Consider the following 14801-nt stretch of genomic DNA (forward strand, 5'->3'; position numbering starts at 1 on the left):
GCCGCTGAGGCGCTGTGCCCGGCTCAACGGGCTCGTGACGTTCGAGAGAACGGTCTGATGACAGCAGGTGTCAGACATGTCAGCGCCTCTGGCTGGGCTTGCTAGGAAGCGCGCCGCTGCTTCGGAACGAAATCGAGCGGCGACCCCGGCGGGATCAGCTCCTCGACTTTCGTGCTGTCATCGAACGCTTTCACGACACGATGCGCGTGCTGCATCACCCACCAGCGCACGTAACGCTGGTTCACCGCTTCCCGCTCCTTGGGATCTTCCTGAAGATGGGTGATGCGTGCGAACCCGAGCGGCAGCTCCGGATCATGGAAGTGCTGCTGACGCTTGAAGTTGATCTTGAAGTCCTTCCACTTCACCGCATGAAGCTCGTCCTTCAGCCAGACAATGCAGGACTCGCGATTGGAAGCTTCCTGCTGGCCCAAGAAGAACGCCGACTGATCGACGCCATCGATCAGGCGATCGCGCGGGATTTCACAACCGGCGAACGATACGAGCGTGGTGAACATGTCCGTGACATGCACCATCTCGTTGCTTTCCGTGCCCGGCTTGATGTGGCCCGGCCAACGGATCAGCAGCGGGGTGCGGATACCGCCTTCCGCCGAGCTGAAATACGATCCGTCGAAGAAGCCGCCCGTACCGCGGCCAGCGAGATGATCCTCCGCCCCGTTGTCGCCGCACATCACGACGATCGTGTTGTCGCGCACGCCGAGTTCATCGAGCTTGTCGAGCAGAACGCCGAAATCATGATCGAGCATGAGGAGGCAGTCGCCCCAATCGCCGTTCGTGCTCTTGCCGACGAATTCGTCGCGCGGGCTCATCGGGAAGTGCATCAGCGAGTGATTGAAGTAGCAGTAGAACGGCTTCTCCTCCTTGACCGCCCTTTCCATGAACTTGATCGCACGCTTCTGGTATTCGAGGTCGCAGGTCTTCTTCGTCTCCATGGTGAGCTGCTGACCTTCGACCGGCCACGCGCCCTTGCCCTTGACGCCCTCATGCATGAACGAATAGCCATCACGCTCCGGTACATAATGCGGGTCCTCGAGCCACATGCATTCGTCGTAGGTGCGCAAGGGGCCGTACCATTCGTCGAAGCCGTGATCGGTGGGGAAGCGGCCGTCCTCCGCACCGATGTGCCATTTGCCATAGATCGCCGTCGTATAGCCGGCCTCGGAGAGGATCGATGCGATCGTGCGCTCCCAGCTGACGATGCCGCCGCCATTGCCGCCCAAGGCAATGGTATGATTGCCGGAGCGGATCGGAAAACGTCCAGTCATCAGAGCCGAACGTGTCGGCGTGCACTGCGGCTCGACGACATAATGTGTGAGCTTTGCGCCTTCCTTCGCGAAAGCATCCATCCGCTTGGTGTCCGCACCGCGGAGAATGCCGCCGCCGTAGCAGCCCAGCTCGCCCATGCCGAGATTGTCGACATGGAAGAACAGGATATTGGGTTTCTTAGCCATAGATTGTCCTTCCTGACGACGCGCGGTCGCGTCGTCGATTGTAGGTGTCCGGCTCCATGCCGGCGCTCGTACGTCAGCTGTGTCAGAAAATCTGACCGACTCCTTTAGGTCCCACCTCCATTCCGAAGCCTGTGAGGCCTCGCGTTTTTATTTCCGGCCCCATTGCGGCAAGCGACTCTTCCCGGATGAGGCCCTTGAGCTTGCGGACCAGTCCGACGAATTCGGGCGTCTCAGTCATCTCGGGCGTACGCGGCCTTGGCAGCGGGACCTTGATCTCGGCCTTGATGCGTCCGGGCCGCGCCGTCATCACGTAGATGCGGTCGGACAGGAAGATCGATTCTTCGATGTCATGCGTGACGAAGAGGACCGAGATCCTGAACTGCTGCCAGATGTTCGTCAGGATTTCCTGCATGACGACGCGGGTCTGCGTATCCAGCGCGCCGAATGGTTCATCCATCAGAAGAACGCGCGGGCTGGTGGCGAGCGCACGGATGATACCGATGCGTTGTTTCATGCCGCCGGACAGCTGGTCGGGATAATGATTTTCAAACGCGAGAAGACCGGCGAGGTCGAGAAGCTCCCGGGCGGTGATGTTGCGCTTGCTCGCTGCCACGCCGGCCATCTTCAATCCGAACTCGACGTTCTTGCGGACCGTGAGCCATGGAAACAGCGAGTATTGCTGAAACACCACCCCGCGCTCCGCGCCCGGCTTGGTGATCATTTTGTCATCGAGCCACGCCTCGCCTGACGACGGCGTCATGAAGCCGGCAACGATGCTGAGAAGCGTGGATTTCCCGCAGCCCGATGGCCCGATCAGCGAGACGAACTCGCCTGGCTGAACGTTGAGATCGACGTCGTTGACGGCGACGACCTCATCATCCCCCGAGCCGAACACCACGGACATGGTTCGAACATCGATCCTGCCTGTCGCAAGCTCCGTCATTTTCTGCTCCCTGGCGCGAATGCAAGCCACGGCATCAGCAGCTTGCCGATCAGACGGATCAGTCCGCTGCACGCGAGCCCGAGGACGCCGATCGTGATCATTCCAAGGACGATCGCCGGGTAGTCCACGAGCGAGTAGGCCTCCCAGGTGAAATAGCCGACGCCGAACTGACCCGAGATCATTTCGGCCGCGATGAGGGAGACCCACGCCACGCCCATTCCGACGGCAAGGCCGGTGAAGATGTGCGGCAGTGCGCCGGGCAAGATCACGTACAGGAACAAACGCGGCTCACTCGCGCCAAGACACCGGCCCGCCCGGATCAGCACGCCATCGAGCGAATGCACGCCGTGTATCGTGTTGAGCAGGATCGGAAAGAACGCGCCGATGAACGTAATGTAGACGATGCTCGCCTCGTTGCTCGGCCACAGCATGATCGACATCGGCACCCATGCGATCGCCGGTATGGGCCGCAGGATCTCGACCACCGGCATGAAGAAGCTTCGCACATGCCGGTATCTGCCGATCACCAATCCGAGCGGCACGCCAATCAGAATGGCGATGGCGAACCCGGCCAGAATCCGCCGGACGCTATTGATGATGTTGGTCACGAACTTCGTAGACGCTCCCATTTCGAGCGCCTGCCGAAAGACCTCGTAAGGCGTCGGAACGTTCTTGAAGCGGATGTAGAATTCGATCCGGTACTTCGTGCCGAGATACCAGACCGCAAAGAGCAACGTGATGGATGCCACGGCGAGAACAGCCGACAGCCACTGGTCACGGCTGACGCGTCGGAGAAGCGGCTTTTGCTTCACAGGCATCGGCTGCTTCGCTTGGGAGGACGTCGCATCGGTCTCAGCAGGAGCGCCTCTGGCTTGAGAGGAACTCTTGAATGTCGGCGGAGCTTGCGGATCATCATCATCGACGAGTGCGAGACGGCTCTTGAGTTGGGGCTGGTTCACGACGCCCCCCATCATCGGCTCGCGCCGACGGCTGCCAACGCTTCCGGGTAGGTCGCGAGCTTGCCCCCGTTCTTCGACGCATAGGCTTCGGCGTCCTTCTTCAACAGGAACGGCACCACCTGCGGACTCTTGGAAGGGCTTGCGTCGATCGCGTAGAACGCCGCCTCAGCGAAGACCTTGATTCCCAGCGCATGATCGACGAGGTAGACGGCGTTGGGCTTGCTGTTGTCAGCGCTCAACTTACGAACGCCCATCAACGTGCAGGCCGGCGAACTGAACGGCAGAATTCCTCCTCCCTGCACCCAGACCTCGCCCGCCTCGCGCGGATTGTCGACCGCCGCGTTGCAGACCTCATCCTTGCCCGTCACGCCGTAGTTGGACATCGACGAGAGCTGCTTGTCGTAGTCCAGCCCGAGCTCTTTGAAAGCCTGCTTGACGTAGGCGTCGTTCACCCACGCATCGATGTTCAGCTCCTTGATCATGTTGAGCTTCTGCAGGACGGCGTAGTTTCCCGCGATCGCCTCGACCCACTTCGGCTTGATTGTCGGGTCGAGCGTGTGGATGCCGCCTGGGCCGAGGAAGATATAGGCGACCTCCTTGTTGATCTTGGTCCACTCCTCGATTTTTTCGGCGCCCAGCTTTGGATCGCGACGCATCCAGTCGTTCGCCTCCATCAAGGCCTTGATGTATGCGGCGACGATCTCAGGATACTTTTCGCCGAAGTCCTTGCGGACCACGACGCCATGGAAGGTCGGCGTTCCGGTTTCGACGCCATCGTAGATCTTGCGCGCAAAGCCCTTGAAGGGAAGCAACTCCGCGAATGGCACGAAATCGCCGTGCGCGTCGATGCGCTTCTCCTGCAGGTTTGTGGTGCCGACCTCGGGAGATTGCGACACCAGATTCCAGAAATCATTCGGCAGGCCGTTCTTCTGCAGAGACGCCAGCATCATGCCATGCGCGGCCGAGCCGAACGGAACGGAGACGGTCTTTCCCTTCAGATCGGAGAGCTGAAAGTACGGCGAATCCTTATGGACAACGATGCCATTGCCGCCACCGAAAGCATTGTAGGCGATGATTGCAACCAGTTGGGTCTCGTTCTTCGTGGCCTGACCGGTGGCGCCATTCACCATCAGCGGATAGTCGCCCATCATGCCAATCTGAATATTGTTGGCCATCATCCCGTTGGTGATGGGTGGACCGGACGTGAAGTTCTGCCAATTGAGCGTGTATTTCACGCCTTTGTACTTGCCGTCCTTCGGCAGGTGCTTTTCGAGAAGGCCGAGTTCCTTGAGGACAACGCCACCGGTGACGGTGTTCGTCGTCGTGTTCTGGGTGCCAATGCCGATTTCGATTGTTTGCGAGAGCGCGCTTGCGGACGCAAGCGACAGTGCGCCCGCGAACACGGCGCAGGCGAGGCCGAACTTTCGTTTCAAACGAACCACAGACATTGGATCACCCTTTCCGATCAAAGTGGTTAGTCATCCGCTGCGTCCCTCATGATGGAACGCGCGGCTGATCACGCGGCTTCGGAGCCGCAAAGCTCGTGCCAACAGTCAATGCGTGGAAAGCAAACCGAACCACCTTCCTCGACCATTCATCGCGCCCGAAGATCGGTTCGATCCAGGGGCGGGCCTGTTTCCAGGGATCAGGCCATACGAATGTTCTGGCGGTCGGATTTCAGTTTTTGAACGCTAAACAGCGGCGATGCGCAATCTGTTGCAGAGAAAGGACCACGTGCTCATTTCGTAGCCAGAATGACGGCGATCACTGCCACATATATAGTCTTATGGGGCGGCGGAGATCGTCTTGTTGCCGTCCCGAATGCTGGCAAGAAGTTCAAAATTCTTCACGACCAGGTTGGGCCCGCTCCAGTCGACAATGCCATCATCGACAAAACGCTTGAGCGTCGTCGTCACCGATTGACGGGTCACGCCGGTCATGTGCGCGAGATCCGCATGGGTGAACATGGCGGCTATCAAGGTCCCGTGACGTTCTTCGACGCCGTAGAGATTTGCGAGATGCAACAGCAGTTGCGCCAGCCGCTCGATCGGCGATCGCGTGCCAAGCATCTGCGCGAGCGCCGAGTAGCACTTTCCTTTGAAGCTGAGGCCGTCAATGATGTTGATGGCGAGGGCGGGAATTTTCTTGATCATGCCCCTGAGCAGATCGCCGGGCAGATGCAGCACCGTGCTGTTGGCGGCGGCCTCGCCCGACCAGACATGCTTGCCGCGCTCGAACACGTCGGGCCCGCCGACGAAATTTCCGGCATGCCAATAGGCCAGCGTGATTTCCCGTCCCTTTGGTCCGATGTAGAAAACCTTGATGCGTCCGCTTTCGATCAGATAGATGCCGTCCTGCGCTCCGCCCTGCTTGAACAGAAGGGTCCCGCGATTGAGGACGCGGCGCTTGCCGGCGCTGAGCACGGCGTCCTGTTCGTGATGCGACATATCGCGGAACAGCTGCGGCGGACCACCGCGCTGGTGCTCGGCGTCTGGCGTCAGGAGGCCATCGATGTTGGCGAGCTTCGTGGATTGCCCTGCTGTGCCCCGCCAATTGGAAGGGAGCTTGTTCATCTCAAGGGGCGCCTTGATATCCTGTAACCGTTGAGCCCGGCAGCTTCAGCATCGATCCTACAGTCCGGCTTGCGATCCATCAACGTGCGACAAATTGTGAGAGCGACGTCAATCGTTCGGTCGGAATGATATCGCTCATCGGCGGGCGCGACGTGGCGAAGGGTCGTCTCCTGAACCGGTGGCTCCGACGTTGCACGGCGGGACGAGCGCAATCGATCCGCCCGTGCGCGTGCAGAATGACAGCGACGAGAAGCTACCTTCGTTTGCGCCTTCTGAAGCTGCTGTGGCGGTCAAGCGCAGATGTTGAGGAATGGTAAGAGGGATCACCGTTCGCGATCGATCCACTGGGTGGGAACGCGACTATCAACGTCGATGATACGCCTGTGGCGATGCCGGCCGATGATACTGGCGAGTGGTGGATGCCGTGGGGCAATACCAACCATCGGTCAAATGGATGAAAACCGGCAAGTTGCCTAAGGATTGGGCTATGCAAGCCTGCAAATCAATCACTCAGATCATTGATTTCAATATGCATTCCTGCACGATCGATTGCATATCTCGCCATTTTCTTTCGCGTCGTTGAGGCCAACACTTCTCGTGCTCGCGGCGGAAAGTGCAAAGCAAGCCGCGCCCACGAGGATGCCGATGCAACAGATCACTGAGGCGATCTCGAACCCGAAGGTAAAGCGCGCCATCGAACTGGCGATAGGTCCGCTGCTGCTGTTCGCGCTGTGGTGGATCGCGTTCAAGGGGCAGCTGGTCAACAAGGATCTGCTGCCGTCGCCGGTCGATACGCTGCGCGACACCGCTGCCAGCATTGCCGCCGGCAAGATGACCGACGATTTCGTCCACACCATCGCGCGTGTCGCCTATTCGACCTTGATCGCGGTCATCGCCGGCGTCCCGATCGGCATCGTGCTGGGCGCTAAGGCCGCGATCTATCGCTCGGTCGAATTCCTGGTCGACTTCTTCCGATCCACGCCGGCGACCGCGTTGTTTCCTCTCTTCCTGCTGCTGTTCGGCCTCGGCGATTTTGCCAAGATTGCGGTTGCCGCCTTCGCCGCCTGGCTCGTCATCGTCTTCAACGTGGCTTACGGCGTGATGAATGCCCGCCAGACCCGCATCCTCGCGGCGCGCTCGATGGGCGCTTCGTCGCTCCGCATCTTCAAGGACGTCATCTTCTACGAGACCCTGCCGCAGACCTTCGTCGGCCTGCGTACCGCGGTATCGCTGGCGCTGGTCGTGATCATCGTCGCCGAGATGTTCATCGGCGCCACCGATGGCATCGGTCATCGAATCATCGATGCGCAGATCTCGTACTCGCTCACCGACATGTACGGCTCCATCCTGATCGCGGGCGCGATGGGATACGGGCTCAACCTCATGCTCCTGATGATCGAACGCTCGTTCATTCACTGGTCCGGCAGATAGTCAGCCAATCTCAACACGAAGAGGCCATCATGCAGACGAAGACATTCCTTGCAGCATTCGCGACGTCCACGTTCCTGCTTGGCGCGAGCGGAGCATATGCGGCCTGCGACAAGACCGAGAAGGTGACGGCAGTCTGGCTGCCGATCATGCAGACCACGGCCTATTATGTCGCGCTGGAAGAGAAGTTGTTCGAAAAAGCCTGCATCGAAATCGTTTCCACCAAGATGGAAGCGCCGAACCAGATCATCGACGCGCTGATCGCGGAGCGCGCCGATTTCGGTCCTCCGGGCGCGGCAGCAGGCATCGCGATGATCGCGGAGGCCAAGTTTCCCGGCAAGCTGAAGGTGTTCGGCCTGCAGGGCGGGGGCATTGCCGTCGATCGCATCAATGACGGCTTGATCGTCAAGCCGGACAGCCCGATCAAGAGCTTTGCCGATCTGAAGGGTAAGTCGCTCGGCCACGTCCCGGGCATTCAGTGGCGCACCATCGCCCGCCACATGGTCCGCTCGGCAGGGCTCGATCCCGATACCGACGTCAAGCTGGTCGACCTTGCGGTCGCGATGCAGGTCCCTGCCGTGGTTGGCGGCACCGTCGACGCCACGTTGTCGCTCGAACCGGTCGGATCGATCGCCGTTGCCTCGGGCAAGGCGGCGCGTGCCATGACCAATCCGGTCGCGCATGTGATCGCCGATCCTTTCTATTCCGGAGCTTCGCTGATGACCACGAAGTTCCTGAAGGAGCGACCGGAGGTCGCGCGCAAGGTCGTCGCGGTGATCGACGAGGCGACCGACCTCGTGAATGCCGATTTCAAGAAGTACAAGCCGATCCTCGCCAAATATACGCCGATCAAGGAAGACCAGCTCGAGCTCCTGGCACAGCCTTATCTGCGCGGCTTCAAGGACCTCAACGACACCGACATGAAGTCGTACCAGGCTCTGGTCGATGTCTTCATCAAGGAGGGTGCGGTGGCAGGCCCGATCAACGTCAAGGACAAGCTGCTCGCCAAGTCCGATCTCGGAAACTGATTGGATCATCCGATGGGGAACGTGACCGCGATCCGCAGCGTAGACGGGCCAGCCGCCGAAAGTCCGTCACCTGTTCCACCGCCGAAGCCGCGGCAGGCCTATGTCACCGTGCGTGGGCTGAGTAAGAAATTCCAGGGCACGACGATCTACGACGATTTCTCGATCGACCTGCCGATGGGGAGTTTTATTTCGGTGTTCGGCCCGAACGGTTGCGGCAAGAGCACTTTCATCAACATGATCTCCGGCCTGATGCCGATGGATGCGGGTGAGGTGCTCTATGACGGCCAGATCATTCGGGACACCAGGATATCGTACGTCTTCCAGAACTATCGGGAAGCGCTGTTTCCTTGGATGCGCGCGATCGACAACATCCACTATCCGCTGAAGGTGCTCGGGGTGGATCGTAGGGAACGTCGGCGGCGGGTCGAAAAGCTGCTCGCGGATTTCGATGTGCCGTTCGACCTCAATGCCTATCCCTACACACTGTCTGGAGGCCAGCAGCAGACGGTTTCGATCCTGCGCGCGCTCGTGACCGAACCCGAAGTGCTGTTCCTCGACGAGCCCTTCTCCGCCCTGGACTACGAGATGACGCTGTTCATGCGCGAACGGCTCCAGCACATCTTCATGAAGTTGAAAACCACGATGCTGCTGGTGTCGCACGATCTCGAGGAGGCTATCCAGCTCGCCGATCAGGTCGTGCTGCTGACGCGCCGGCCGACGCGGGTGGCGGAGATCGTTCCGGTCGATCTGCCCTGGCCGCGCGACCTCGACGTCACGACCGGCGAAGACTTTATCGCCCTGAAACGCCATTGCCTCGACCGCTTCTGGCGCGAGGTCAAGCGAGACTCATTCGACTAACCTTCGAAAAATAAGGAGACCCAATATGACGAAGCGCCGTTTCCGCGCTGCCGCCGTCCAGACGCTTGCCCGTTTGGGAGACTTTGACCACAACATCGCGCTGGCCACGCAATATGTCGAGGAAGCGGTGAGGCAGGGAGCCGAACTGGTGGTGTTCCCCGAGTGCATGGACACCGGCTATCTGTTTGATTCCGCCGAGCATTGCCGTGAGCTCGCCGAAACCATGTCGGACGGTCCGTTCGTTACGGCGCTGTCCGCGCTCGCCAAGAAGCACCGCATCTACATTGCCAGCGGCGTCACCGAATGGGATCCGGACAAGGAGAAGATCTTCAACACCGGAATCATGTTCGGCCGGAACGGCGAGACCGTCTGCCACTACCACAAGCAGTTCCTCGCCACCCACGATCAGAACTGGTTTGCGTTCGGCGAGCGCGGCTGCCCGGTGGTGGAGACCGATCTCGGCAAGATCGGCCTGCTCATCTGCTTCGACGGCCGCATTCCCGAGATCTTCCGCGCGATGGCGATGCAGGGTGCGGAGGTGATCGTCGATATGGCGAACTTCTTCGCCATGGACCAGGCGGACATGTGGGGCCCCGCCCGCAGCTACGAGAACGGTCTGTGGCTCGTGGCCGCAACCAAGGCTGGCTATGAGCGATCGATCTATTATCCCGGCGGCAGCATGATCGTCGATCCCAAGGGACGCGTGCTGTCGAAGGTGCCGTACGATACGCACGGAATGGCCATTGCCGACATCGATCTCGACGCCGCGCGCGACAAGTCGATCTACGCGGCGAACGACAAGATCGCCGATCGCCGTCCCGAAACTTATGGCCTGATGTCGCTGTCGTACGAGAAGACACCGGTCTACCGGATCGCGGAGCAACCGCTGATTCCCGCGAAATCCGTCGCCAAGATCGCGGCCGTGCAGATGCATGTGACCAAGGATAGCCCGGCCGAGGACGTGTTCGACATGATCGACCACGCCGCCAAGCTCGGCATCAAGGTTCTCGCCCTGCCGGAATATGCGTTCTGCCCATCCGCCATCCCGAACGCGGCGGAGGCCGCGGCCTTGGCCGACCAGACCACGTCGCTGCTGGCCAAGACGGCGGCGATCGCATCCCGCTATCAATGCCTGATCGCGCTGCCTACGGTCGAGCGGGCCGCGGCGGGGCTTTACGTCACGACCTTCCTGATCGGGCCCGATGGCAAGGAGGTCGGGAAATATCGCAAGACCCACCTGACGGCCGAGGAACGCAAGTGGGCGAAGGCGGGCGACGACTATCCGGTGTTCGACACCCCGTTCGGCCGCATCGGCGTCATGTCGGGCTATGACGCGGTATTCCCCGAGGTCTCGCGGTGCCTCGGCATCGCGGCGGCCGACATCATCCTGTGGCCGGCCTCGCTGCGCGAGCCGTTCGAACGGGAGCTGCTGGCCATCCCGCGGGCCGAGGACAATCGGGTGGCGGTCGTGCTGGCGAACCGCGTCGATTCGCCCTATCCGGGCGGCAGCCTCGTGATTCCACCGAACGGCTTTCCGCTCTGGGACATCAACGTGGTCGCGCCGCGCGTGCTGAAACTTGGCGCCGTGATGCCCAAGCACATCGATCTCGCGGTCTGCCGGCAGAAGCTGATGATCCCGAAGGTCGACATGTTCGCCAACCGGCTGGTGGACACCTATACCCCGATCATCGCCGCCTGACGATTGCCGTGCCTGCCGATATGCCCGAAAGTAGCGAGTGTTCGATGCCGAAGCTCGCGAACGGGCATATCAGGACGGAAATGGCGAAGGCTGCGCGAACGCTGCGCTACAACTGGGACGACGTGATCTATTTTCTGGAGGTCGCGCGCACCCGCAATCTGGTTCGCGCCGGCCAGAAGCTGAAGGTCGACCACACCACCGTCAGCCGGCGAGTGAGGGAGCTCGAACGCAGCTTGAACACCACGCTGTTCAAGCGCAGCAAGTCAGGCTTCGCACTGACCGAGGCGGGGCTGCGGCTGCTGCAGTTCGCCGAAGGCATGGAGAACAATGCCAACGCCATCATCGAGACGGTCGTCGGCTCCGAGAAGGCGGAAGCGGCCGGGGCAGTGCGAATTGCGGCGATGGAAGGCATCGGCAGCATGTATCTGACGAGCTGTATGGCCGCATTCAGCAAGGCCTGGCCCTCGATCCAGGTCGAGCTGATCACCGATACGCGCCTGCTGGACATGACGCGTCGCGAGGCCGATATCTTCATCAGCTTCTTCAGGCCGAAGGGCAGGCGGCTCTCGGTCAAGAAGATCGGCGAGTTCAGGATATTTCTCTACGCCAGCAGCACCTACCTGCAGCGGGCAGGAATTCCGGGAAATCTGAAGGAACTCGATAACCACGACTTCATCGATTTCATCGACGAGCACATCCACATCAAGGAGAACCGATGGCTCTCCGACATCCTGCGGCCCGCCCATGTCGTGTTTCGCAGCACCAGCCTGGTCTCCCAATACATGGCGGCGTCGGACGGGCTCGGAATCGCCATGCTGCCGTCATACGTGGCGGCTCATAACAAGGATCTGCGCCCGATCCTGCCAAGTTATTTTTCCGTTCGCGACATCTGGTTATCCGTTCACGAGGATCTGCTGCACATCGCTCGCATTAAAGCCCTGATGGCATTCCTCGAGAAGCGCATCGCAGAAGACGCAGGTTACCTGATGGCCGCAACGCATCGCGATAAGGGCTGATGCGTCGGCGGCGCGGGAGCGCCGTTCGATAATATTAGGAGCGGCCTCAATGAGGCAATTGTTCCAGACACAGACGCGAGCGGCTCGCCTTCCCCGAGAGACCTCCAGGTGTCCGTAGCGCCCCATGTGCTCCGACAGCTCCCGATGCAGTCCAGCCTCGATGACGATGCCGTCCTCGACCACCCAGAACCCGGTCGGCAGCCGTGTGAGCTGGTGCGTGGCGGCATCTGAAAACCATTGTCGCGCCAGCGGCACTCGACCCCACGCGATGGGCAACGCGCTTGAAGGACCCGTGTCCCAGACAAATTCGTTTGGTTCGATCGCGCTTCCGCTGCAGGACCGATGCCATACGAGCAGAATTACGTTGGAGCGGGCGAAGGGAATCGAACCCTCGTATGCAGCTTGGGAAGCTGCCGTTCTACCATTGAACTACGCCCGCGTGGGGCATGATCATCAAACCGTGTGATCCGGTTTCGGAGCGGACCATGCCCGAATGGCTGGAGCCCGTAGACGTTCGCCCAAGACCCTGCCTCGCCCTATGGATCGCATGAGAGCGCACGGAGTGCAAGCCGCCACGAGCACGGCCAAGGCGAGTCGCACCGGGCCGGCGGCCGCGACTTAAAAAAGCTCCAGTCAGCAGGTCTTGTCCGCCCGCGGGACTGGCTTGCCCACGCGGCTTCGCCTATCAAGCCCGCCCTCCCCACACCGNCCAGGCTTTCGCATGACGACGACCACCCCACCTCCATCCCCGTTCGGCTGGCGCTGGATCCGCCAGGCGCTGGCACTTCGGCGGCCGCAGGTGGCTGGCGTCCTTGCCGTCACGACGGCAACCTATGCGGCGGGTCTGGTGTTTCCGATCGCCTTGCAGAAGGGCGTCGATGCGATCGTCGCCGGTCGCGCCGGTCCGGACGTCGCGCTGCTGGCGCTGGTTGCGGTCGCCGCGATCGTGATCGAGGCCGGCCTTTCGTTCGCGCGCCAGGGAATGCTGATCCGGCTGGCGACGTTCCTGGACCGCCGCATCTCCCGGTTGATGTTCGTCCAACTGATGCGGGTACGCATCGACAGCGCCCGGTTCCGCGCCGGCGACGCCATCAATCATTTCGAGCAGGTGCGGAAGATCCGCGACTTCATCCTGTATCAGCTTCCCAATCTGGTGCTCGACACCGGCGGCGCCATCGTCGCGCTGGCGCTGACATTCTACTATGACGTGGCGGTGGGTGTGGCGATCCTGATCGTCACGCCATTTCTGGCACTGCTTGCACGCAACCAGCTCAGCACCGCGAACCAGAAGGCGACCGCGCTCTATGCGGCAACCGGCGTGCGCAACAACGCGCTGTCGGAAACCGTCAATGGGCTCGGGACGGTGAAGGCGCTGGCGATCGAGAGCGCCCGGCTGCGGCGCTGGGAGAGCGTGACGCAGGTCGTGCTCACCGAGCTCGCCGCGCTGATGCGGATCAGCCGCAGCTACATCCTGCGCGCGCAGATCGCTTCGCGCGCGGTGACGCTGCTGGTCGTCGGCACCGGTTGCATCCGCATGTATCAGGAACACATCAGCGTGGGTGATCTGCTGGCACTGCAGATTTTATCCGCGCGCTTCGCCGGGCCGATCCTGTCGAGCGGCGATCTCTACCGACTCTGGCAGGAGGTGGAGGTCGCGATCCGGCAGATCGGAATGTTCACGGCACTGCCGCGCGAAACCGCCGCGCAGCGGCCGCCGCTACGCACCCTGCAGGACAGCAGCATCACCCTGCACAACCTCTCCTTCAGCTATCCCGGCGCCACGCGCCCCGCTCTCGCCGAGGTGACGGTGAGGCTGCCCGCACGCGGCGTGATCGCACTGGTCGGACGCAATGGCTCAGGCAAATCGACCCTGATGCGCGTGCTGCTCGGCCTGCAACGCGACTACGAGGGCCGCGTCGAAATCGGCGGCCGCGATCTCAAGGATTACGATCCGCGCTGGCTGCGCAGCCGCATCGGCACCGTCGATCAGGACACAGTGCTCTATTCGGGCACGGTGCGCGACAACCTCGCAGCCGGTCCGCACCTCGACGATGCGGCCTTGAGAAAAGCGCTGGCCTTCGCCCGCGCCGAGGGGATCGTCGATGCGCTGCCCGGCGGGCTCAATGCGGAGATCGCCGAGAACGGCCGACCCTTGTCCGGCGGCCAGCGTCAGCGGCTCTCGATCGCACGCGCTGTCCTGCGCGACCCGGCCATCGCGCTGCTGGACGAGCCGACGGCTTTCCTCGATGCCGAAGCCGCCGCCGAGCTGGAGCGCAAGCTGGTGGTCTGGGGACAGGAGCGGCTGTTGATCCTGGCGACCCACCACCTGCCGGCGGTGCGCAATGCCGATCACGTCGTCTTCCTCGATCGAGGGCGCTTACTGGGAACCGGCACGCACCAGGACCTGCTCCGCGCGTCAGCGGAATACGACACGCTCTGGCGCGAGCACGAGACGCAGCGCTCCTACGCGTGAGCAGACCGGCCGGCGTGCCGCCCCGGACGATATGATCGCGCCGTGCGACCGCGCCTCGTGACGAGACGATTGACGGTGCTCACGCGCTGGCGCCGTCATCGCTTCTCCAAGGCTGGCGCGACCTTGTAGCTGACCTTGTTGGCCTGAAACGCTCACTCTATGCTGCTACCATGGGAATGGCGACCTCTGGATAAGACGAACCAGCGAAGCGTCACGACCGGGAGCTTGTCTAAATATCCCTTTGAGGGCGACGATTCCTGCAGACATCGTTGGCGGATACGGCAGATCGAACCATCCAGAGAGATGCGCTCTCCTCCAGCACGATGACACGATCGGCCAACGCGATTGCCTCGGC

Annotated in this window: 11 protein-coding genes and 1 tRNA gene; 6 read left to right on the forward strand and 6 right to left on the reverse strand. The window is 61.4% G+C overall.

The window, feature by feature from the left end; translation table 11 throughout:
• Window positions 1-101 precede the first annotated feature (101 nt).
• The 5 genes from X566_RS05870 to X566_RS05890 all read right to left on the reverse strand — a co-directional run bounded on the left by X566_RS05870 (window position 102) and on the right by X566_RS05890 (window position 5944).
• A complete protein-coding gene (locus X566_RS05870) occupies window positions 102-1469 on the reverse strand; it encodes an arylsulfatase (protein WP_034464351.1) in 1368 nt (455 codons plus the stop codon).
• A gap of 82 nt (window positions 1470-1551) precedes the next feature.
• Entirely contained in the window at window positions 1552-2412 is an 861-nt protein-coding gene (locus tag X566_RS05875; protein ID WP_034464353.1) for an ABC transporter ATP-binding protein, read from the reverse strand.
• The gene (locus X566_RS05880) at window positions 2409-3230 is read right to left on the reverse strand and encodes an ABC transporter permease (protein WP_081740217.1); all 822 of its coding nucleotides are present in this window, start codon (window positions 3228-3230) and stop codon (window positions 2409-2411) included. Before X566_RS05880 ends, X566_RS05875 begins: the two co-directional genes overlap by 4 nt.
• Window positions 3231-3382: 152 nt before the next feature.
• Window positions 3383-4813, reverse strand: coding sequence for an ABC transporter substrate-binding protein (locus X566_RS05885; RefSeq protein WP_409337826.1), 1431 nt, complete (start codon window positions 4811-4813; stop codon window positions 3383-3385).
• Window positions 4814-5155: 342 nt separating this feature from the next.
• The gene (locus X566_RS05890; protein ID WP_034464355.1) at window positions 5156-5944 is read right to left on the reverse strand and encodes a Crp/Fnr family transcriptional regulator; all 789 of its coding nucleotides are present in this window, start codon (window positions 5942-5944) and stop codon (window positions 5156-5158) included.
• 645 nt (window positions 5945-6589) lie between these two features.
• Between X566_RS05890 and X566_RS05895 the strand changes: the two genes are divergently transcribed.
• From X566_RS05895 to X566_RS05915, 5 genes are read left to right on the forward strand one after another with little or no spacing between them, the layout of a single operon-like run.
• Complete coding sequence (locus X566_RS05895; RefSeq protein WP_034464357.1) at window positions 6590-7375, forward strand: ABC transporter permease; 786 nt, start codon at window positions 6590-6592, stop codon at window positions 7373-7375.
• Window positions 7376-7404: 29 nt separating this feature from the next.
• On the forward strand, window positions 7405-8400 hold the full coding sequence (locus tag X566_RS05900; RefSeq protein ID WP_034464366.1) for an ABC transporter substrate-binding protein: 996 nt from the start codon (window positions 7405-7407) through the stop codon (window positions 8398-8400).
• Between the two features lie 12 nt (window positions 8401-8412).
• On the forward strand, window positions 8413-9258 hold the full coding sequence (locus X566_RS05905; protein ID WP_034468029.1) for an ABC transporter ATP-binding protein: 846 nt from the start codon (window positions 8413-8415) through the stop codon (window positions 9256-9258).
• A gap of 25 nt (window positions 9259-9283) precedes the next feature.
• The gene (locus tag X566_RS05910) at window positions 9284-10957 is read left to right on the forward strand and encodes a carbon-nitrogen hydrolase family protein (protein ID WP_034464369.1); all 1674 of its coding nucleotides are present in this window, start codon (window positions 9284-9286) and stop codon (window positions 10955-10957) included.
• 44 nt (window positions 10958-11001) lie between these two features.
• Complete coding sequence (locus tag X566_RS05915; protein WP_244434689.1) at window positions 11002-11973, forward strand: LysR family transcriptional regulator; 972 nt, start codon at window positions 11002-11004, stop codon at window positions 11971-11973.
• A gap of 365 nt (window positions 11974-12338) precedes the next feature.
• Here the strand turns inward: X566_RS05915 and X566_RS05920 are convergent.
• A tRNA-Gly gene (locus tag X566_RS05920) sits at window positions 12339-12412 on the reverse strand.
• Window positions 12413-12694: 282 nt separating this feature from the next.
• On the opposite strand from X566_RS05920, the gene X566_RS05925 reads away from it, so the two are divergent.
• Entirely contained in the window at window positions 12695-14446 is a 1752-nt protein-coding gene (locus tag X566_RS05925) for a peptidase domain-containing ABC transporter (protein WP_034464371.1), read from the forward strand.
• Window positions 14447-14801: the final 355 nt, after the last annotated feature.

It is taken from the genome of Afipia sp. P52-10, assembly GCF_000516555.1.
GTDB lineage: Bacteria > Pseudomonadota > Alphaproteobacteria > Rhizobiales > Xanthobacteraceae > P52-10.

Bases quoted from the DNA above. Each gene is read 5' to 3' on its own strand.
- X566_RS05870 (WP_034464351.1), bottom strand. From the start codon at position 1,469: ATGGCTAAGAAACCCAATATCCTGTTCTTCCATGTCGACAATCTCGGC.
- X566_RS05875 (WP_034464353.1), bottom strand. From the start codon at position 2,412: ATGACGGAGCTTGCGACAGGCAGGATCGATGTTCGAACCATGTCCGTG.
- X566_RS05880 (WP_081740217.1), bottom strand. From the start codon at position 3,230: ATGCCTGTGAAGCAAAAGCCGCTTCTCCGACGCGTCAGCCGTGACCAG.
- X566_RS05890 (WP_034464355.1), bottom strand. From the start codon at position 5,944: ATGAACAAGCTCCCTTCCAATTGGCGGGGCACAGCAGGGCAATCCACG.
- X566_RS05895 (WP_034464357.1), top strand. From the start codon at position 6,590: ATGCAACAGATCACTGAGGCGATCTCGAACCCGAAGGTAAAGCGCGCC.
- X566_RS05900 (WP_034464366.1), top strand. From the start codon at position 7,405: ATGCAGACGAAGACATTCCTTGCAGCATTCGCGACGTCCACGTTCCTG.
- X566_RS05905 (WP_034468029.1), top strand. From the start codon at position 8,413: ATGGGGAACGTGACCGCGATCCGCAGCGTAGACGGGCCAGCCGCCGAA.
- X566_RS05910 (WP_034464369.1), top strand. From the start codon at position 9,284: ATGACGAAGCGCCGTTTCCGCGCTGCCGCCGTCCAGACGCTTGCCCGT.
- X566_RS05915 (WP_244434689.1), top strand. From the start codon at position 11,002: ATGCCGAAGCTCGCGAACGGGCATATCAGGACGGAAATGGCGAAGGCT.
- X566_RS05925 (WP_034464371.1), top strand. From the start codon at position 12,695: ATGACGACGACCACCCCACCTCCATCCCCGTTCGGCTGGCGCTGGATC.